At 46.3% G+C, this 20,597-nt stretch carries 15 protein-coding genes and 4 tRNA genes; 18 read left to right on the top strand and 1 reads right to left on the bottom strand.

Features of this window, described 5'->3' with window-relative positions:
* Positions 1-476 precede the first annotated feature (476 nt).
* From uvrB to FHQ23_RS10940, 5 genes are all read left to right on the top strand, one after another.
* A complete protein-coding gene (uvrB, locus tag FHQ23_RS10960) occupies positions 477-2,528 on the top strand; it encodes an excinuclease ABC subunit UvrB (protein WP_139614359.1) in 2,052 nt (683 codons plus the stop codon).
* Positions 2,529-2,545: 17 nt separating this feature from the next.
* Entirely contained in the window at positions 2,546-2,728 is a 183-nt protein-coding gene (locus FHQ23_RS10955) for a hypothetical protein (protein ID WP_139614358.1), read from the top strand.
* A 288-nt stretch (positions 2,729-3,016) separates the two neighbouring features.
* Entirely contained in the window at positions 3,017-6,880 is a 3,864-nt protein-coding gene (gene hrpA / locus FHQ23_RS10950; protein ID WP_267963700.1) for an ATP-dependent RNA helicase HrpA, read from the top strand.
* Positions 6,881-7,082: 202 nt separating this feature from the next.
* Positions 7,083-7,433, top strand: coding sequence for a preprotein translocase subunit SecG (gene secG, locus FHQ23_RS10945; protein WP_139614357.1), 351 nt, complete (start codon positions 7,083-7,085; stop codon positions 7,431-7,433).
* Between the two features lie 10 nt (positions 7,434-7,443).
* Positions 7,444-7,529: transfer RNA gene (locus tag FHQ23_RS10940), tRNA-Leu, on the top strand.
* A gap of 153 nt (positions 7,530-7,682) precedes the next feature.
* On the opposite strand, the gene hemL is transcribed toward FHQ23_RS10940, so the two are convergent.
* Positions 7,683-8,966, bottom strand: coding sequence for a glutamate-1-semialdehyde 2,1-aminomutase (gene hemL / locus FHQ23_RS10935; protein ID WP_139614356.1), 1,284 nt, complete (start codon positions 8,964-8,966; stop codon positions 7,683-7,685).
* A 231-nt stretch (positions 8,967-9,197) separates the two neighbouring features.
* Here hemL and wecA point away from each other — a divergent pair, with 231 nt between their 5' ends.
* The 13 genes from wecA (at position 9,198) to FHQ23_RS10870 (ending at position 20,530) form a co-directional block, all read left to right on the top strand.
* Positions 9,198-10,277, top strand: coding sequence for a UDP-N-acetylglucosamine--undecaprenyl-phosphate N-acetylglucosaminephosphotransferase (gene wecA, locus FHQ23_RS10930; protein WP_132964161.1), 1,080 nt, complete (start codon positions 9,198-9,200; stop codon positions 10,275-10,277).
* Between the two features lie 26 nt (positions 10,278-10,303).
* A complete protein-coding gene (locus FHQ23_RS10925; protein WP_139614355.1) occupies positions 10,304-11,242 on the top strand; it encodes a Wzz/FepE/Etk N-terminal domain-containing protein in 939 nt (312 codons plus the stop codon).
* A gap of 15 nt (positions 11,243-11,257) precedes the next feature.
* Positions 11,258-12,391 carry a non-hydrolyzing UDP-N-acetylglucosamine 2-epimerase gene (gene wecB, locus FHQ23_RS10920; RefSeq protein WP_139614354.1) on the top strand — a complete coding sequence of 378 codons (1,134 nt, stop codon included), beginning with the start codon at positions 11,258-11,260 and terminating at the stop codon, positions 12,389-12,391.
* A gap of 22 nt (positions 12,392-12,413) precedes the next feature.
* A complete protein-coding gene (gene wecC, locus FHQ23_RS10915) occupies positions 12,414-13,685 on the top strand; it encodes a UDP-N-acetyl-D-mannosamine dehydrogenase (protein ID WP_139614353.1) in 1,272 nt (423 codons plus the stop codon).
* A gap of 5 nt (positions 13,686-13,690) precedes the next feature.
* Entirely contained in the window at positions 13,691-14,431 is a 741-nt protein-coding gene (gene rffC / locus FHQ23_RS10910) for a dTDP-4-amino-4,6-dideoxy-D-galactose acyltransferase (protein WP_139614352.1), read from the top strand.
* 30 nt (positions 14,432-14,461) lie between these two features.
* The gene (gene rffA / locus FHQ23_RS10905; RefSeq protein ID WP_267963699.1) at positions 14,462-15,595 is read left to right on the top strand and encodes a dTDP-4-amino-4,6-dideoxygalactose transaminase; all 1,134 of its coding nucleotides are present in this window, start codon (positions 14,462-14,464) and stop codon (positions 15,593-15,595) included.
* A 54-nt stretch (positions 15,596-15,649) separates the two neighbouring features.
* A complete protein-coding gene (wzxE, locus tag FHQ23_RS10900) occupies positions 15,650-16,921 on the top strand; it encodes a lipid III flippase WzxE (RefSeq protein WP_139614350.1) in 1,272 nt (423 codons plus the stop codon).
* Positions 16,922-16,930: 9 nt separating this feature from the next.
* Positions 16,931-17,992: a TDP-N-acetylfucosamine:lipid II N-acetylfucosaminyltransferase family protein gene (locus tag FHQ23_RS10895; RefSeq protein ID WP_139614349.1), complete on the top strand. Its 1,062-nt coding sequence runs from the start codon at positions 16,931-16,933 to the stop codon at positions 17,990-17,992.
* A 10-nt stretch (positions 17,993-18,002) separates the two neighbouring features.
* Positions 18,003-19,346 carry an ECA oligosaccharide polymerase gene (gene wzyE, locus FHQ23_RS10890; protein WP_139614348.1) on the top strand — a complete coding sequence of 448 codons (1,344 nt, stop codon included), beginning with the start codon at positions 18,003-18,005 and terminating at the stop codon, positions 19,344-19,346.
* Between the two features lie 10 nt (positions 19,347-19,356).
* A complete protein-coding gene (gene wecG / locus FHQ23_RS10885; protein ID WP_139614347.1) occupies positions 19,357-20,085 on the top strand; it encodes a lipopolysaccharide N-acetylmannosaminouronosyltransferase in 729 nt (242 codons plus the stop codon).
* A gap of 139 nt (positions 20,086-20,224) precedes the next feature.
* Positions 20,225-20,301 (top strand) — tRNA-Arg (locus FHQ23_RS10880).
* Positions 20,302-20,343: 42 nt separating this feature from the next.
* Positions 20,344-20,419, top strand: a tRNA-His gene (locus FHQ23_RS10875).
* 34 nt (positions 20,420-20,453) lie between these two features.
* Positions 20,454-20,530: transfer RNA gene (locus FHQ23_RS10870), tRNA-Pro, on the top strand.
* The last annotated feature ends 67 nt before the right edge of the window (positions 20,531-20,597 follow it).

The raw sequence follows: 20,597 nt of genomic DNA, 5'->3' as shown, positions 1-20,597 counted from the left end.
GAATTGAGGGGCGCATAATACTGAGTTGAAATTCGCTTGTCAAGAGTGGGATAACAAAAAAACGTTAGGAATCTTGGTGGGGTTTTCTATCCACACAGCCTGTGGATAACATTGTGGATTATTTTTTGTTAAATGTGGCAAAACATAGGAAATATGCGACTTTGCGTGTTTGGTTTCCGATTTGGTCACAAAATAACATTTATTTATTTATCAACAAGATATAAAAAATCTAGTCTTTTTTATATTATTTTTTCTGAAAATTTGAAGTTTGCCTCTTGACAGATTATAGACTGTGCAAAAACTCAATTTTTGATAATTGTTTTTTGTCGAAAAAAATAGAAAGTTTAGTTGAACTATCAGTTTGATAGGTTATATACGGGGTATTGCCGTGCGAATCGGATATTCATTTTAAAATTTGCTTTTGAAGTGTGTTAAAATAGCAACCTCGAGTTTAGCATACAATAGTGATTTTAATTATGTCGACAGTCGCCTCTTTATCGAATGGTAAAAGTAGTAAACCGTTCAAGCTGCATTCTGATTTTAAACCGTCCGGCGATCAGCCGCAGGCGATTGGTAAATTAATTGAAGGGCTGCAGGACGGTTTGGCGCATCAGACTCTGTTAGGCGTGACCGGATCAGGCAAAACCTTTACCATCGCCAATGTGATCGCACAACTGAATCGCCCGGCAATGCTGCTGGCGCCGAATAAAACCCTCGCGGCACAACTGTATGCCGAGATGAAGGAATTTTTTCCGGAAAATGCGGTTGAATATTTTGTTTCCTACTACGATTATTATCAGCCGGAAGCCTATGTGCCGGCGAGTGATACCTTTATCGAAAAAGACGCTTCAATTAACGATCAAATCGAACAGATGCGCTTGTCGGCGACCAAATCGTTTTTAGAACGGCGCGACACCATTGTAGTTGCTTCGGTTTCTGCGATTTACGGTTTGGGTGATCCGGATTCTTACCTGAAAATGATGCTGCACCTACAAAGCGGTACGATTATCGATCAACGCCAAATTTTATCCAAACTTGCCGAGTTGCAATATACCCGCAACGATCAAGCTTTTCAGCGTGGTACTTTTCGGGTACGCGGCGAAATCATCGATGTTTTTCCGGCAGAATCCGACGATGTGGCGCTGCGAATTGAACTGTTTGATGAAGAGGTGGAACGCTTGAGCCTGTTTGATCCGCTCACCGGACACAATTTCGGCGCCGTGCCACGTTATACGGTGTATCCGAAAACCCACTATGTCACGCCACGTGAACGGATTTTAGATGCGATTGAAAAAATTAAAATTGAGCTGGCGGAGCGGCGTCAATATCTGTTAGAAAACAATAAATTACTTGAAGAACAGCGCGTTACCCAACGTACGCAGTTTGATATTGAGATGATGAATGAACTGGGTTATTGCTCGGGCATTGAAAACTATTCCCGCTATCTTTCTGGGCGAGGTGAGGGCGAGCCGCCACCGACTTTGTTTGATTATATTCCGAGCGACGGCTTGCTGATTATCGATGAATCGCACGTTACCGTGCCACAAATCGGCGGTATGTACCGTGGTGACCGTTCGCGTAAAGAGACGCTGGTGGAATACGGTTTTCGTTTGCCGTCGGCATTGGACAACCGTCCATTACGCTTTGAGGAGTTTGAACGGCTGGCGCCGCAAACCATCTATGTTTCCGCCACGCCGGGACCTTACGAGCTGGAAAAATCCGGCGGTGAACTGATTGATCAAGTAGTACGCCCGACCGGCTTGCTGGATCCGATTTTGGAAGTGCGTCCTGTTGCCACTCAAGTCGATGATCTACTCTCGGAAATTCGACTGCGCAGCGACAAAAACGAACGGGTGTTGGTGACGACGTTGACCAAGCGCATGGCAGAAGATTTGACTGATTATCTGGAAGAGCACGGCGTGCGGGTGCGTTATCTGCATTCGGATATTGATACTGTCGAGCGAGTGGAAATTATCCGCGATCTGCGTTTGGGCGAATTTGACGTGCTGGTCGGCATCAACTTGTTGCGTGAGGGGCTGGATATTCCGGAAGTGTCACTGGTGGCGATTTTAGATGCCGATAAAGAGGGCTTTTTGCGTTCCGAACGTTCGCTGATCCAAACTATCGGTCGTGCGGCTCGGAACCTGAACGGCAAAGCGATTTTATATGCGGATCGCATCACCAACTCCATGGAAAAAGCGATGGGCGAAACCAATCGCCGTCGTGAAAAACAGATTGCCCACAACCAAAAATACGGCATTGTGCCACAAGCGCTAAACAAAAAAGTCGGTGAATTGCTTGATATCGGGCAAGGAGCAAACAATAAAGCGCGCGGTAAGCAAAAACGACCAAAAGTGGCAGAGCCAAGTGCGGTTTACCAACCGAAAACGGCTAAAGAGTTTGAGCAGCAGGTTAAAAAACTGGAACAACAAATGTATCAACATGCGCAAAATCTGGAGTTTGAACAAGCCGCCGCCGTGCGTGACGAGTTGCATCGCTTGCGGGAGCGGTTTGTATTAGGTGATTAGCCTAGATAGAGGATAATATGGAACAAAGCACAGGTAATAAAACCATCAGAATGTTATTTGGTAAAGCGGTAGAACATGATTGGGATAACATTGATCCCGAAAAACTAGCACTATTTAAATTGCTTGAATTTTCTAAGCAGGATATTGTAATGGGGCGATTTTATACTGATGATGAGATCATGGAACAATTAGAATTTTAATTCAAATATAGATAATTAATCAATAAAGTAGGGGCGGATTGTATATCCGCCCGTTTGCGAAGTACGGTATAAGCATTTAATTAACAACAGAAAAATGCAAAGTGCGGTTTGGGCGGATATACAATCCGCCCCTACAATCCAAACGCAATATTGAGGGTTATCTATAATTTGATTTTGGCTTTTTTATAACGAATAAAATTAAGATAGAGAACCATTTTGCAAAACCCAAAAAACAAAAAACCGCACTTTAAGCGGCAGAAACCAGCCTTAACTCCGTTACAAAAAAACTTGCTTGATACGTTGGGTGAGCTGATGTTGGCGGATAAGCGTCGTTTGACCTCACGGATTTACGGGCTGAACAATATCAAAAATGAACAGGCGCAAAGTGCGGTAGCTGCCGAGATCGAGCAGGCGATTGCGGCGGCGAAAGTGCGGTTGGCACAGCGCCAGACCGCACTTGCGATCGAATATCCAGCGGATTTGCCGGTTAGTCAACGCCGTGCTGAGATTTTAAAAACCATTGCCGAACATCAAGTGGTGGTGATTGCCGGCGAAACCGGCTCGGGCAAAACCACCCAGTTGCCGAAAATGTGTCTGGAGTTGGGCTTAGGCACAAAAGGCATAATTGGGCATACTCAACCACGGCGGATTGCGGCACGGGCGGTAGCAGCACGAATTGCCGAAGAGCTGAAAACTGAGCTGGGTGATTTGGTCGGCTACAAAGTGCGGTTCAGCGATCAAGTCAGCGACAACAGCCGGGTCAAATTGATGACCGACGGGATTCTGCTGGCGGAGATTCAAACCGATCGTTACCTGAATCAATACGATACCTTGATTATCGACGAAGCGCATGAACGCAGCTTGAACAATGATTTTATTCTTGGTTATCTGAAACAGCTGTTGCCGAAACGTCCCGATTTAAAACTGATTATCACCTCGGCAACCATTGATGTGGAACGGTTTTCGCAGCATTTCAACAATGCGCCGATTATCGAGGTTTCCGGACGCACCTATCCGGTGGAAGTGCGCTATCGCCCGCTGGTCGAGGAGGAAGATCAAGATCAGATTCAAGGCATTTTGAATGCGGTCGACGAATTGCAAGCGGAAGGACGTGGCGATATTTTGATTTTCCTCAGTGGCGAACGGGAAATCCGTGACACCGCAGATGCGCTACAAAAACAGCAGCTACGTCACACCGAAATTTTACCGCTGTATGCCCGTTTGTCGGCGCAGGAGCAGAACCGGATTTTCCGTCCTAGTGGTCTGAATCGGATTGTGTTGGCGACCAACGTGGCGGAAACCTCGCTCACGGTGCCGGGCATCAAATATGTGATCGACCCTGGCACCGCACGGATTTCGCGTTATAGTTACCGCACTAAGGTACAGCGGCTGCCGATTGAAGCGATTTCGCAGGCTTCCGCCAATCAGCGTAAAGGGCGCTGTGGTCGGGTATCCGAAGGGATTTGTATTCGGCTGTATTCCGAAGAGGATTTCAATGCCCGCCCTGAATTTACCGATCCGGAAATTTTGCGTACCAATCTTGCTTCGGTGATTTTACAAATGACCGCACTTGGGCTGGACGATATTGAATCGTTCCCGTTTGTCGATGCGCCGGATCGCCGTTATATCCAAGACGGCATCAAACTGTTGGAAGAGCTGCAAGCTTTTGCTGTGGTCAAAAGCAAAAAAGGCGAACAGCGGCAATTGACTGCCGACGGTAAGCAATTGGCGGCGTTGCCGGTCGATCCACGTTTGGCGAAAATGGTGTTGAGTGCGGCAAAATTCGGTTGTTTGCGTGAAGTGATGATTATTGTGGCGGCATTGTCAATCCAAGATCCGCGCGAACGACCACAAGAAAAACAGCAGGCTGCCGATGAAAAACACCGCCGTTTTGCCGATGAGCAATCGGATTTCTTGGCGTTTATCAATTTGTGGAGTTATCTACAAGAACAACAGAAAGCCTTGAGTAACAATCAATTCCGCCGTTTGTGCAAAAGTGAATACCTAAATTATTTGCGCTTACGTGAGTGGCAGGACATTTATCACCAACTGCGTTTGAGCGTGCGTGAAATGGGACTGCATATCAATTCAACTGAAGCAGATTACGCTTCGATTCACCGTGCGCTGTTGACCGGTTTGCTGTCGCATATCGGGCTGAAAGAGGCGGAAAAACAGCAGTATCTTGGTGCACGCAACACCCATTTTTCAGTGTTCCCGAACTCAGTGCTGTTTAAGAAAAACCCGAAATGGCTGATGGCGTCCGAATTGGTGGAAACCTCGAAATTGTGGGGACGAATGCTGGCGAAGATCGAGCCGGAATGGATCGAACCGCTAGCCGGACATTTGACCAAATCCAGCTACGCTGAACCGCATTGGGAAAAAAGCAAAGGTGCGGTGATCGCCAATGAAAAAGTGGTGTTGTACGGCATTCCGATTGTGGCAAACCGCCCGATCAATTACGGCAATATCGATCCGCAGGAGAGCCGCGAAATCTTTATTCAAGCGGCATTGGTCGAGGGCAATTGGAATACCAAACATAAATTTTTCCACCAGAATCTGCGTTTGATTCGTGAAATTGAAGAGCTGGAACACAAAAGCCGTCGGCGGGATATTTTGGTCGATGAGCGGCAACTGTTTGAATTTTACGATCAACGGGTCGGACAAGAGGTGGTGTCGCAAAAACATTTTGACAGTTGGTGGAGAAAAATACAGCAACGTGATCCGGAATTGTTGAATTTTGAAAAATCGTTTCTCACCAATGAGGCGGCGCAAGCCGTCAGCCAGTTGGATTTCCCGAATTTTTGGCAGCAGGGCAATTTAAAACTGAAACTCAGTTACCAGTTTGAACCTGGCAGCGAAGCGGACGGGGTAACGGTGCATATTCCGTTGGCACTATTGAATCAGGTTGAGCCGCAAGGTTTTGATTGGCAAATTCCCGGCTTGCGGCGTGAATTGGTGATCAGCCTGATCAAAGCATTGCCGAAAGCAGTGCGGCGTAATTTTGTGCCAGCGCCGAACTATGCCGAGGCGTTTTTGGGGCGTGCCGAACCGCTGGCAAAACCGCTGTTGGAGAGCCTGCAATACGAACTGCGGCGCATGACCGGCGTGACGGTTGATCTGGAATTATGGCAGGCGGCGCAACTGGAACCGCACTTGAAGATCACGTTTCGGGTGATTGACGACAACGGGCGCAAAGTGCGGGAAAGCACCGATTTGGATCAACTGAAATTTGAGCTGAAAGATCAGGTGCAACAAACGTTATCGGCGGTGGCGGACGACGGGATTGAACAGAGCGGCATTCATATCTGGAATTTCGATACGCTACCGCACTTTTATCAGCAGAAAAAGCGTGGCTACAGCGTGAAAGCTTATCCGGCGCTGGTTGACGAGCAGGATTCGGTTGGGATCAAACTGTTTGAAACTGAATTTGAACAGCAGCGTTCGATGCAACAGGGATTACGCCGTTTATTGTTACTCAACGTACCCTCACCGATTAAATATCTGCATGAAAAACTACCGAACAAATCCAAACTGGGCTTGTATTTCACCCCATTTGGGCGAGTGTTGGAGTTAATTGACGACTGTATCGCCGCAGCGGTCGATAAATTGGTGCAAGATTTTGGCGGCGTAGTATGGCAAGAGGCGGAATTTCAGCGTTTGCGCGATAATGTGCGGGAAAACTTGAATGAAACCACGGTGGAAATTGCCAAACAGATTGAGCAAATTTTAACCTTGACTTTTGAAATCAACAAGCGTTTGAAAGGCAAAATGGATTTCACCATGGCGTTTGCGCTGTCGGATATTAAGGCGCAATTGACAGGGCTGATTCATCCGGGCTTTGTACAGCGCAACGGTGTTAAACGGCTGCCGGATCTGCTGCGCTATCTGCAAGCGATTGATAAACGGCTGGATAAACTGCTGCAAGATGTCAACCGTGATCGCGCTAATATGCTGAGAGTCGAAGCTGTCAGCCAAGCGTACCAGCAATTATTGGCAAAATTACCGAAATCACAGCCGATAAATGATGAAATTTTAGAAATCCGTTATATGATTGAGGAACTGCGGGTCAGCCTGTTCGCACAACAACTCGGCACTGCATACCCGATTTCCGATAAACGGGTGCTGCTGGCGATACAAGGGACGAATAATTAAGACGGTAAAGGTAAAGTGCGGTTTTATTGAGATTGTAGGGTCTGTTGATCTTTTACCGCACGGTTGATTGAAATTAAATCAGTTAAAAACGATTTCAAAAAATAAACTTGCACAGCTTTCAGCCTTTCGCTAGTATGCACAAGTTAAATTTAATTATTTTGGCTTTGTCATTGACAGGGCTATACATCAAGTGTAGAGAATTATGTACGAAATTTTAATTATCGCCTATATTTTGGTATCGATTGTCTTAATTGGTTTTATCCTGCTACAACAAGGCAAAGGCGCTGATATGGGCGCTTCTTTCGGATCCGGCGCTTCAGGCACTATCTTTGGTGCGGCAGGTTCAGCGAACTTTTTATCACGCACTACGGCGATTTTTGCGATTCTGTTTTTTGTGATTGCGTTGGTGATCGGCAACATCAACACTCATCGTCAAGCGCCACAAGGTACTTTTGATGACCTGAGCAACGAAGCACAAAGCTTGCAGCAAAATACGACTGCACCAGCGTTGGACGTGCCAGCAACAAAACCGAACAGTGATATTCCTCAATAAATTATAAATTGCTCTGGTGGTGGAATTGGTAGACACGCTATCTTGAGGGGGTAGTGTCCATAGGATGTGCGGGTTCAAGTCCCGCCCAGAGCACCAAGACCTATTTCGTAGCCTTTCGCAGGCTAACGAAAAGTTAAAAAAAGCCAGTAAAATCAACGTTTACTGGCTTTTTTCTTGTCTTTCTGTTGCCGTGCCCTATCGTAGCTTAAAGCCGTTTCAGCGAAACGGCTCAGATCTAGATTAAGGCTATTAATTCCACTGTGCAAAACAGGCTTCAGCAGCATCTAGTGTTTTTTCGATATCCGCTTCGCTGTGTGCCAGTGACATAAAACCCGCTTCAAAGGCAGATGGGGCGAGGTAGACCCCTTGTGCCAACATGGCGTGGAAGAACTGTTTGAAGCGTTCGCTGTCGCACGCCATCACTTGTTGATAGCTGGTGACTTCGTTTTGTTCTGTGAAATAGATACCGAACATTCCGCCAACATAATTGACTACCAATGGGATATGGTGTTTGGCGGCGCGCTGTTTTAAGCCTTCGGCAAGCCGGCGGGTTAAATCGGCTAATTTTTGTTCGTTACCGCACTTGGAGAGTTCGGTGAGACAAGCTAGTCCTGCTGCCATCGCAATCGGATTGCCGGAAAGAGTACCGGCTTGGTAAACCGGACCGATTGGGGCAAGGTGTTGCATAACCGCTTTTTTACCGCCGAAGGCACCGACCGGCATGCCGCCGCCGATCACTTTGCCTAAACAGGTAAGATCAGGTTTGACATTATAATGCGCTTGCGCACCGCCTAAAGCGACACGAAAGCCGGTCATTACTTCGTCGATAATCAGTAATGCACCGTATTGATCGCACAGTTGACGTAGTCCTTGTAAAAAGCCGTCTTTCGGTGGTACGCAGTTCATATTGCCGGCAACAGGCTCCACGATAATACAGGCAATTTCGTCCGGATATTGTTGAAACACCTGTTTAACCGAATCCAAATCGTTATATTGACACACTTGGGTGTGTTTGGTGAAATCGGCAGGCACGCCGGGTGAGCTCGGTTGTCCTAATGTTAATGCGCCGGAGCCGGCTTTTACTAGCAATGCATCGGTGTGGCCGTGATAACAGCCTTCAAATTTAATAATTTTATCGCGTTGGGTATAGCCGCGCGCCAAGCGAATTGCCGACATGGTGGCTTCGGTGCCGGAGCTGACCATACGCACCATTTCGATTGACGGCACCAGTCTACACACTAATTCTGCAAGTTCAATCTCAAGTGCGGTTGGTGCGCCGAAGCTCAAGCCTTTTTGTGCGGTTTCGATCACAGCATTGCGAATGACGGAGTGGTTGTGCCCTAAAATCATTGGCCCCCAAGAGCCGACATAATCGATATATTGCTGTCCGTCGCTGTCATAAATATAGGCACCGTCAGCTTTTTCGATAAATAACGGTGTGCCGCCAACCCCTTTAAAGGCTCGCACTGGTGAGTTGACACCGCCGGGAATACGCTGTTGTGCTTGTTGAAATAATTGTTCAGAATGGTTCATCAATATGATTCCTATTTAATCAGATAACGGGTTTTGAGTCGGATATTGTACTTTAAATTGCCCTTTTTTATGTAGAAATAAAAAAAGATTCTCGACTGAATTTATCTTTATGCTATTCTTGCGCAATTTAGAACAGCAAAAATAGCACGATTATAGTAGCATTGCTGTTGGTTAGAGATGGTCATGAAGACCGTATCCTATAACTCCTAATTCAGGAAAATGAAGTTTTATATGTGGCTATCATTATTACTGCCTTTTATCGTTTCATTTAGCGTTCTCGTTTTTATTCGTCCTTTAGCACAAAAAGTCGGCTTGGTCGATAAACCTAATTACCGCAAACGCCATCAAGGGGCGATTCCGTTGATCGGCGGTATCGCGCTATTTATTGGTAATCTCAGCTTTTATCTGCTGCAATGGAATGAGATGCGCTTTCCTTATCTTTATCTTTTCTGTGTTACCGTGTTGCTGGTGGTCGGGGTGTTTGACGATCGATTCGACATTAGCCCGTTTTTAAGGGCGGTGATTCAGATTATCCTTGCTGGCATGATGATTCACTATGCCCATCTTGAATTAGCTTCGTTGGGGCAGATTATCGGGCCATTCCAACTGCAATTAGGCTCACTCTCGTTTGTGGTCACGGTGTTGATTACTTTGGCGGTGATCAATGCGTTTAATATGATCGACGGCATTGACGGTTTGCTCGGCGGTTTGTCCAGTGTCACTTTCGGCGCAGTGGCATTGTTGATGTTGCTGGATGGACAGATTAATTTGGCGGTGTGGTGTTTGGCCCTTATTTTGGTTATTTTGCCGTATGCGCTGTTTAATTTGGGCGCATTTGGTGTAAAAAACAAAGTGTTTATGGGTGACTCCGGCAGCACCTTAATTGGTTTTACAGTAATTTGGATTTTGTTGCTCAGCACCCAGGGCAGCGGGCATCCGATTAATCCGGTAACCGCACTTTGGGTGATTGCGATTCCGTTGATTGATATGGTGGCGGTGATTTTTCGCCGTTTGCGTCAAGGGAAAAGTCCGTTTCGTCCCGATCGCCTGCATTTGCACCATCTGATGATGCGTGCTGGTTTAAGCTCACGCCAAGCGCTGTTTTTGATTACCTTCGTTGCTGCGTTGTTTGCCGGTTTTGGTATTTTGGGTGAAATCTATTATATTGACGAATGGATTATGTTTGCCCTATTTATCCTACTGTTTTTTATTTATTATTACTCCATCGCCCGAGCTTGGCGCGTCACCCGCTTGATTAAACGGATGCGTCGCCGTGCATCACGTTATAAAAAGACACATTTGAAACCATAACGCTTACCATAAAAAAGGATTTTTTTATGTCGGAACATAATTCATCTCAGCAACATACGCCGCAACAACCACAATTAATAGAACAGCTTGATCTGCTTGCATTTGTCAGCATTCTGTGGCGTAAAAGTTGGTTAATTCTGCTGTTAATGGGAGCAGCTGCTGCACTAGCCTATGTTGTAACTGCTTTTGTTGTAAAACCCTCTTGGCGTGCGGAAGCCTATATTGAAGCCCCACGAGAAAATGAATTGGGCAATTATTATGCGTTGTACAATATGTACAACTTGATTTCGGCTGACTCAAGTGCGGTACAACCGCAGCAAACGCTAAGTGGTAATGCAGTCAATGCTGAATCGCTGACTCTGCCGCAATCGGTTTATCAACAATTTGTCCAACAGGTTAAATCTTATGATGTCTTGAAAAACTTCTGGCTCAGCACGGATTATTATAAGCAGATGATGAATGGTGATAAAAACCATGACGACGGTTTATTGGAAAGCCTGATCACCAGTGTTAATTTTGTCGAAGGCAATGCGCGCAATAACAGCAATGATAAAATTGAGCTGACGTTGAACAATCCGAAACAGGCGGCAGAGCTATTGACGGCATTTGTGGCATACGCCAATATTACGACCCGTCAGACCGAATACACCCGTTTGATCAGCCAATGGAAAACCCTGTTTGATCAAGTCAACTTGGCCGTCAGCAACAAGTTGGAACAAGATCAGCGAGGCAATATTGTGCCAGCTTCGGTTTGGCAGAGCAAATTGGCGATGATGACATCGGTACAGCCGCTGGATAATCAATTCAGCGCTTTTCACTACTTGAAAACGCCAGCACAGCCGCTATCACCTTACAGCCCGAACGCAATGTTATGGATCTTGGCAGCAGCTTTTGCCGCATTGCTGTTGGGTTCTGCGTTGGCGATTATTTTGGCGTTAAGACAACATACCGCTAGCAACAAATAGGTGAAGATTTTTAATATGAAAAAATTCAAAATATTGACGGTTTTCGGCACTCGTCCGGAAGCGATTAAAATGGCACCACTGGCACAAGCGTTAGCGGGTGACCCACAAATCGAGGCGAAAGTGTGCGTCACCGCACAGCATCGTCAAATGTTGGATCAAGTGCTAAACCTGTTTGAGTTGGTGCCGGATTATGATCTGAATATCATGAAAGCTGGGCAGGATCTGACCGACATCAGTGTGCGGATTTTGCAGGAGCTAAAACCGGTGCTGGCTGAATTTAAGCCGGATTTAGTCTTGGTGCACGGCGACACCACGACCACATTTGCCACCAGTTTGGCGTGCTATTATCAACAGATTAAAGTGGGGCATGTTGAAGCAGGCTTGCGTACTGGCAATATCTACTCGCCATGGCCGGAGGAGGGTAACCGTTGTCTGACTGGTGCGATTGCCAGTTACCATTTTGCGCCGACGTTGAGTTCTCAGCAGAATTTGTTACAGGAAAATAAACCGAGCGGCAGTATCGTGGTCACGGGGAATACCGTGATTGATGCGTTGTTGTGGGTCAAACAAAAATTGGCGGCAGATACCGCACTTTCAACACAATTAGCGCAGCGCTACCCGTTTTTGGATCCACAGAAAAAATTAGTGTTAGTCACTGGACATCGCCGTGAAAGTTTTGGCGCTGGGTTTGAACGCATTTGTCAAAGTATTGCCAGTTTGGCAAAAAATCATGCTGATATTCAAGTGGTTTATCCGGTACATATGAATCCAAATGTGCGTGAGCCGGTCGAGCGCTGGTTATCGGACATGGATAACGTATTTCTGATTGAACCGCAGGACTACCTGCCGTTTGTCTATTTGATGAACGGCGCTTACCTGATCTTGACCGACTCTGGTGGGATTCAGGAAGAAGCGCCGTCACTGGGCAAACCAGTGTTGGTGATGCGCGAGACCACCGAGCGCCCGGAAGCGGTGCAAGCCGGGACGGTACGCTTGGTTGGCACTGATCCGCAACGGATCATCACAGAGGTTGAGCGATTATTGAACGAGCCGTTGCACTATCAAAGCATGGCAAAAGCCAATAATCCTTATGGCGACGGTAAGGCTTGCGAAAGAATCATTACCGCCATTAAACAATTTTTGGCATAACAGCCAGTTAGAGTAAAAGGTTATGAGTACAGAATTTAATACAATTTCGGTCATCGGTTTGGGGTATATCGGCTTGCCGACGGCGACCGCATTTGCTAGCAGCGGTAAGCGCGTGTTGGGTGTGGATCTGAACCGCTATGCGGTGGACACCATCAATCAAGGCAAAATTCATATTGTCGAGCCGGATTTAGATGTGGCAGTGAAAAGTGCGGTTGAGCAAGGTCTGTTGACCGCCAGTACCAAAGTGCTGCCGGCAGATGCATTTTTAATTGCCGTGCCGACCCCATTTAAAGATCACTACCAGCCGGATCTCAGTTATGTCGAATCAGCTTCCAAAAGCATTGCGCCGGTGTTGCAAAAGGGCAATTTGGTGGTGCTGGAATCGACTTCGCCGGTCGGGGCAACCGAACAGGTAGAACAGTGGTTGATGGAGCTGCGTCCGGATTTGAGTTTTCCATCGCAAGTCGGTGACCAAGCAGATATTAAACTGGCGTATTGTCCGGAGCGTGTGCTGCCGGGCAAAATCATGCAAGAGTTATTCTCTAATGATCGCGTGATCGGTGGTTTATCGCCAGCTTGCGCTGAACAAGCAGCACGTTTATACCAATTATTTGTCAAAGGCGAATGCATTGTAACTAACGCGCGTACTGCGGAAATGTGCAAACTGACTGAAAATAGTTTCCGTGATGTCAATATTGCGTTTGCCAACGAACTGTCGCTGATTTGTGACCACTTGAAAATCAGTGTCTGGGAATTGATTAAGCTGGCGAATCGCCACCCACGTGTGAATATTTTGCAGCCGGGCGCCGGCGTCGGCGGGCACTGCATTGCAGTGGATCCGTGGTTTATCGTGGCGCAAAGCCCAGAGCAGGCTCGTTTGATTCGTACTGCCCGTGAAGTCAACGATTACAAGCCACATTGGGTGATCGAACAGGTCAAACAGGCGCTGGCAGAAGCCGTGACACAACGCGATTGTAAGGCGTCTGAGATCACCATTGCCTGTTTAGGCTTAGCGTTCAAACCGGATATCGACGATTTGCGCGAAAGTCCGGCAGTGGAAATTACCGCAGAATTGGCACAATGGCATGTGGGCAAAGTGTTAGCGGTAGAACCGAATATCGAAAAATTATCGGCACAACTACAACAAAAAGTGCAATTAACTGAATTGGATCAAGCCTTAACCGAAGCTGATATTTTAGTGTTATTGGTCGATCACAAACAGTTTAAAGCGGTTGCGCCGCAACAAATTCAGCAGCAATGGGTGATTGATACCCGTGGAATTTGGAGAAGCTGAAAAACATGGCAAAGTGCGGTTTTGAGCTGATCAGCAGCCAGTGGGAAAGTGAGTTTTTCGGGCAACGGATTGCAAAATTGCAATTTTTGCCAGCGCAGACCGCACTTTCCTCTGAATTGGAGAAGCCTGAATTTAATCAAGAAAGTGCGGTTTGGCACGATTTTGATCTGGTGCAATGCAAACTGCACGCCGATCAATTGCCGCAGATTCAACAGCTGCAAAACTTAGGGTTTGAATTTGTCGAAGGCGAGCTGGATTTTTGCTTGTCGTTAAATCAGAGTATGCAAAGCGAATCAGGCTTCAGCACCGCCGCTATCGATGATATTGATCAATTGGAAACAATTTTTGGCAGTGCATTTTTAAGCAGCCGTTTTCGTCAGCCGTGGTTCAGCGCCGAGCAAAACAGCCGTTTTTATCGCACCTGGATTCGCAAAGCGGTGTTGGCGCAATTTGATGATCTGTGTTTGTTGCTGAAAAATCAACACAATGAGATTCAGGGGGCGATTAGCTTGCGCGTGATTGACTCAACCCAAGCCAGAGTCGGCTTGTTAGCGGTTGCCGAACACGCCAGAGGGCGTGGCATTGCCAAGCAATTATTGCAAAGTGCGGTCAACTGGTGTTTGCAGCAGCAAAAGCAACAGATGTGGATTGCCACGCAAGCGAATAACCGCCAAGCCATCAACCTCTACCAAAAACAGGCACGGCTCGAGCAGATTAGCTATTGGTTTTATCATTCGAAACAATAAACGAATTAGCATTATAAGCAGCAAGGATAGATTATGATTCCATTTAACAAACCGCCGGTCGTCGGCACCGAACAGCAGCAAATCGCCAAAGCGTTGACCAGCGGCAAACTCAGTGGTGACGGTCCGTTCACCAAATTGGCAGAACAGTGGCAGCAACAGCAGTTCAAAGCCAAAAAAGTGCTGTTGACCCCGTCATGCACCGCCTCGTTGGAAATGGCGGCGTTGCTGATTGACATTCAGCCGGGCGACGAAGTGATTATGCCGAGCTACACGTTTGTTTCCACCGCTAATGCGTTTGTGTTGCGCGGTGCAAAAATTGTGTTTGTCGATATTCGTCCCGACACCATGAACTTGGACGAGAGCAAGATTGAAGCCGCAATCACACCAAAAACTAAAGCGATTGTGCCAGTACATTACGCCGGAGTAGCGTGTGAAATGGATTCCATTATGGCGCTTGCCGAGAAACACAAACTGTGGGTGATCGAAGATGCGGCGCAAGGCGTGATGGCGAATTATAAAGGCAGAGCGTTAGGTACAATTGGGCATATCGGTTGTTATAGCTTCCACGAAACTAAAAACTACACCGCCGGCGGCGAAGGTGGCGCAACGCTGATTAATGATGTGAATTTGATCGAACGAGCAGAGATTATCCGCGAAAAAGGCACTAACCGTAGCCAATTTTTCCGTGGACAAGTGGATAAATATACCTGGCGCGATATGGGATCCAGTTTCTTGATGTCGGATCTGCAAGCGGCATATCTGTATGCACAACTGGAAGCGGCAGAGCAGATCAATCAACGTCGGTTAGCCATTTGGCAGCAATATTACCAAGCGTTTCAACCGTTTGCCGATCAGCGTGTTGAGCTACCGTCGATTCCGCAAGATTGCCAGCACAATGCGCATATGTTCTACCTGAAACTGAATGATGTGGCTGACCGCACTTCGTTCATTGATGCCCTGAAAGCGGCAGAGATTATGAGCGTGTTCCACTATGTGCCACTACATTCCAGTCCAGCGGGCGAAAAATTTGGGCGGTTTAACGCTGAAGATCACTTTACCACCCAAGAAAGTGAGCGTTTGGTGCGTTTACCGCTGTTTTATAATATGACGGACAGTGAAGTGGAAAAGGTGATTTCGGTTGCGACTGCGTATCTGCAAGCATAACGGTGATCGCACTTGGTTCGGTATTAATTTATTGCAAAGTGCGGTGGTCTGTTTATGAAAAAATCACTTGGAAGCACCACTGTTTGGACAGCGTCGTCCACCTTGGTAAAAATTCTTATCGGCTTACTGGTCGTCAAGTTGCTGGCGGTCACGTTCGGCACCGAAGGTGTTGGGCGCGCGGCTAACTACATGACGCTGTTGACGGTGCTCGGCGTATTTGCCGGCGGCGGAATCTTCAACGGTGTGACCAAATATGTGGCGGAATATGAAGAAAAGCCCGCACAGTTACAAGCGGTGTTAGCCACGTCTTCACTGATTATTGTGCTATTCTCGGCACTGGTTGGCATTTTGCTGTTCGGCTTCGCCGTGCCGATTGCGAATTTTCTATTTGCCGAAAACGGCTATCAAAGTGTGATCCGAGTGCTGGCGGTGCTGCAATTCGGCATGGCTTTGAGCAACTATTTTCTGGCTATCTTGCGTGGACAACGCAATGCTAAAGCCAATGCACTCAGTATCATCATCGGCTCGCTGTTAGGTATGCTGCTGTTTTTACTGGCACAGCACTATTTAGGCTATCAAGGAGCACTAATTGGTTTGGCATTGATTCCGGCGCTCACGTTTTTGCCTGCGATCGTTGTTCTCAAAAAGTCATTTTCATTGAGATTATTCAAACCGCACTTTGAGTCTGAACAAGCGAAAAAATTGCTCAAATTTTCCGGCATGGTGTTGATCACTGCGATTACGTTGCCGGTGGCTTACATTGTCATGCGTGATCGACTGCTGGAATTTTATAGTCTGCACGACGTTGGTTTATGGCAGGGCGTCAGCAAGATTTCTGATGCTTATTTGCAATTTATCACCGCTGCGTTTTCGGTGTATTTACTGCCGACGTTTGCCAAATTAAACGATCCTCGTCAAATTCAGCGCGAAGTGGGCAAAGCATTAAAATTTGTGCTGCCGACGGTGTTGTTGGTCAGCATTGCAATCTATCTGTTGCGGGAGCTAGTGATTCGGATTCTGTTTTCTGAGCAGTTTTTGCCGATGGAGAATCTGTTTATCTGGCAGCTGTTGGGCGATGTGTTTAAAGTATCGGCGTATGTGTTCGGTTATCTGATCGTGGCGAAAGCTGCACTAAAACTGTATGTCTTGGCAGAAATTAGCCAGTTTATTTTATTATTGGGCACGTCTTATTGGCTGATTCCGCTCAATGGTGCGGTCGGTGCAACCCAGTCGTATTTGATCACTTATTTCAGTTATTTTATGCTGTGTGTTATCGGCTTTGCGCTGTACCTAAAACGAGCCGGCAAGCCACTCACTCAGCAGTAAGGACCAATCATGAGAATTTGCCATATTTTCGGCTCGAATATTCCGCACCATAACCAAACGGTGATGGCGTTTTTCCGTGAACAATTATGGGAGCGGATTCCGTCGCAAGCGCGTGCGGCATTTTATATTGTCGGCGGCAGCAGTGAAAATGATCCGCCGGAAGTGAAACGTTTTGCCAGCAAAAAAGCGTTGGCTAACTTTTTGATTAAAGAAGCTAAACAACGCTCAGATACTTTCTATCTGCTGCACGGGCAGTTCAATGTTGCGTTGTGGCTGGCGATATTATGCAATAAATTACCGCTGGATCGCATCGGCTGGCACATTTGGGGAGCAGATTTGTATGAAGATTCTAACCAACTACAATTCAAACTGTTTTACCCGTTGCGGCGTATGGCGCAGAAAAAATTACGCTATGTGTTTGCGACTGCTGGCGATTTGCAACGGTTCAGTCAAATTAATTCGAATGCAGAGCAAACGGTGCTGTATTTTCCGACCAAAATGGATCCTAGTTTAAAACCGCCTTTAGCAAGTGCGGTTAGCGATCGTCCGTTAACGATTTTATTGGGCAATTCCGGCGATCCATCCAACCGCCATGTAGAAGCGTTGCAACGCATTAAGGCACAGTTGGGCGAGCAAGTGCAGATTTTGATCCCAATGGGCTATCCGGAGCATAATCAAGCGTATATCAACACAGTTAAAAGCCAAGCCGCCGAGCTATTTGCCGCAAGTGCGGTCACGGTGTTTGAACAGCGGATTGATTTTCAAGACTATTTATCCATGCTGGCGCAATGTGATGCCGGCTATTTTATTTTTTCTCGGCAGCAGGGAATCGGCACCATTTGTTTATTGACGCAATTTAATGTTCCGCTGGTGCTGAACTGTGAGAATCCGTTTTGTTTGGATATGCAACAACAGCAAATCCCGTTTGTCCAGCTGGCGGAGGTCAGCCGAGAAAGCTTAAATAGCGCTAAAGTGCGGTTGTCAGAATTGGATAAAACTCGGATTGATTTTTTTGCACCGAACTTTGTTCAAGGCTGGCTGGATCTGCTGCAAAAATTGGCACAGAAATAAGAGATCAACTATGTTAACCTTAGCTCAACTTAGCATTTTGGTACTGCTTTACACTTTTTCAGTGATCTTGATTGGCTATTTAGCCTATCAATCATTCAAAAAAGTGCGGTTTTCTTTTCATCTATTATTCACGTTGGTTTATTTACTGACGTTTTATTTAGGTTTTCCGTTCAGTATGGTGCTGGCATTCGGTTTCAATGTGCCGTTGCTGCCGTTTGAGATTCTGTTTATAGCCCAGTTTTCTGCACTGATTTTTTATCTGCTGTATTATGTGGCTTACCAAGTGCGGTTGTTACCACGTAAAATTCAACCAGTAACTGTTACTGTCGCAACCGCTCGTCAATATTCCGCTTCAGAAGCGATTATCGCCGGCGTGATATTACTTTTGGTGGCATTGGTGACCATCGGTCTGTTTTTCAGCTTCAACGGTTTTCTATTGTTCAAACTCGACAGTTATAGCCAAATTTTCTCACAAAGCGTCAGCGGAACCGCACTTAAACGCTTTTTCTACTTTTTTTTACCGGCGTTACTGATTTTCTATTTTTTAAAACCGAGTAAACTCAATTGGCTGCTGTTTTTGTTGTTCGGCGTCAGTTTTGGGGTGTTGACCTATTTATTGGTGGGCGGAACTCGTGCCAATATCGCGCTGGCAGTGGCGATTTTCTTCTTTATCGGCATCAGCAAAGGCTATATTTCGATTACGACCTTGGCGATAGCCGGCGGTGTGGCGATTGTGGCGATGTTCGGGTTGGCATTGGCGCGCTACGGTTTGGATGTCAGTGGCAGTGAGGCGTTTTATACCTTTTTGTATTTAACCCGAGATACCTTTTCGCCATGGGAAAATCTAGCACTGCTGTTCTCGTATTACCAAAAGATTGAATTTCAAGGGTTGGCGCCGATTATCCGTGATTTTTATGTCTTTATTCCTAAAGGATTATGGGAAAATCGTCCGGACTTAGTGGTTAATTCCGCCAACTATTTTACCTGGGAAGTGCTGAATTATTATGCGGGGCTGGCGATTTCACCAACGCTGCTCGGATCATTTTTAATTATGGGGGGCGTACCGTTGATGGTGTTGGGCGCATGGTTATGCGGCTGGTTGTTGAAAGCAATGGATTTTTTCTACCAATACGGCAAAAGCACACTTCACCGCAGTAACGGTGCCTTGATTCAAGCTTATTGTTTCGCCAATATTTTTAATATTATCGTCTTGGTCAGGGAAGGAATGGATGCGTTTGTGTCGCGTTTTGTGTTCTTTGCCTTGATTTTTGCGATTGCGGTAGTGCTGGCAAAAGTTATCGTCTTACTGTTTCGGCAAACCAACAGTGTACAAATAAAATTAATCAAATCTTGAGAGCAGAAAAATAATGGAAAAAGTCACTATTCGCGGCATCGATATTTTAGCCGTTAAAGATCAAACCACCTTTTTAGCTTTTTTATTGAATGAAAATGGGGTGCAGCAAGGCAAATTAATTGCAATTAATGCAGAAAAAATTATCACCGCTGAAAAACAACCGGAAATTAAGCAACTGCTGCTGAATGCTGAATTTAAATATGCCGACGGCATGAGTATAGTCAAATCTATCCAGAAAAAATACCCGCAATACCGCACTTTGCAACGGGTGGCTGGCTGTGATTTGTGGTATGCCTTGATGGAAAAGGCGGGAAAATTGCAGACGCCGGTATTTTTGGTCGGTGGGCAGCCGGCGGTGTTGGCAGAAACCGAACAAAAATTAAAAGCACAATGGCAGGTGAATTTAGTCGGGTCGCAAGACGGCTATTTTAAAGCAGAGCAGCAAGCGGAATTAATCGAAAAAATTAAAGCCAGTGGTGCGAAAATTATCACGGTCGCAATGGGATCACCAAAGCAAGAGCGGTTTATGCAGGCGTGCCAACAGGCGTATCCGCAAGCATTATATATGGGCGTTGGTGGTACTTATGATGTTTTTACCGGAAGAGTTAAACGTGCGCCATTAATCTGGCAAAAAGCCAATTTAGAGTGGTTGTACCGTTTATTAAGCCAACCAACACGTTGGCGTAGACAAGTGAATCTGCTGAAATATGCGTATTATTATTTGACGAATAGATTATGATTGCGCAGGCAAAATAAACAGAAAATTAGGAAATAATCGCCAATTTGCATATTTTAACAGCAGGTGAGAAAAAAAAACGAAAAAGCACTAGACAAGTTATTCAGAAACACTTAATATGCGCCCCGCAACGACGCGATGTGCGCTCGTAGCTCAGTTGGATAGAGCGTTGGCCTCCGGAGCCAAAGGTCTCAGGTTCGAATCCTGTCGAGCGCGCCATGCGTTCGCATTTGATTCAGCTAACGCTTGTCAACATCAATGGTGGCTATAGCTCAGTTGGTAGAGCCCCGGATTGTGATTCCGGTTGTCGTGGGTTCAAGTCCCATTAGCCACCCCATTTACTTCTGTTAGTTATACTAAGAAGTAGCAGTCGGCGAGTAGCGCAGCTTGGTAGCGCAACTGGTTTGGGACCAGTGGGTCGTAGGTTCAAATCCTATCTCGCCGACCATTTCACTTTTATAAGTTGAAATAACCTTGCTAAAAGGTAGTGTTTTTCGTTCTTTAACAATATATCA

The sequence above is a fragment of the Testudinibacter crocodili genome (assembly GCF_006228025.1).
In the GTDB taxonomy this organism is placed as follows: domain Bacteria; phylum Pseudomonadota; class Gammaproteobacteria; order Enterobacterales; family Pasteurellaceae; genus Chelonobacter.
This window is presented reverse-complemented; position numbering and strand designations above follow the sequence as displayed.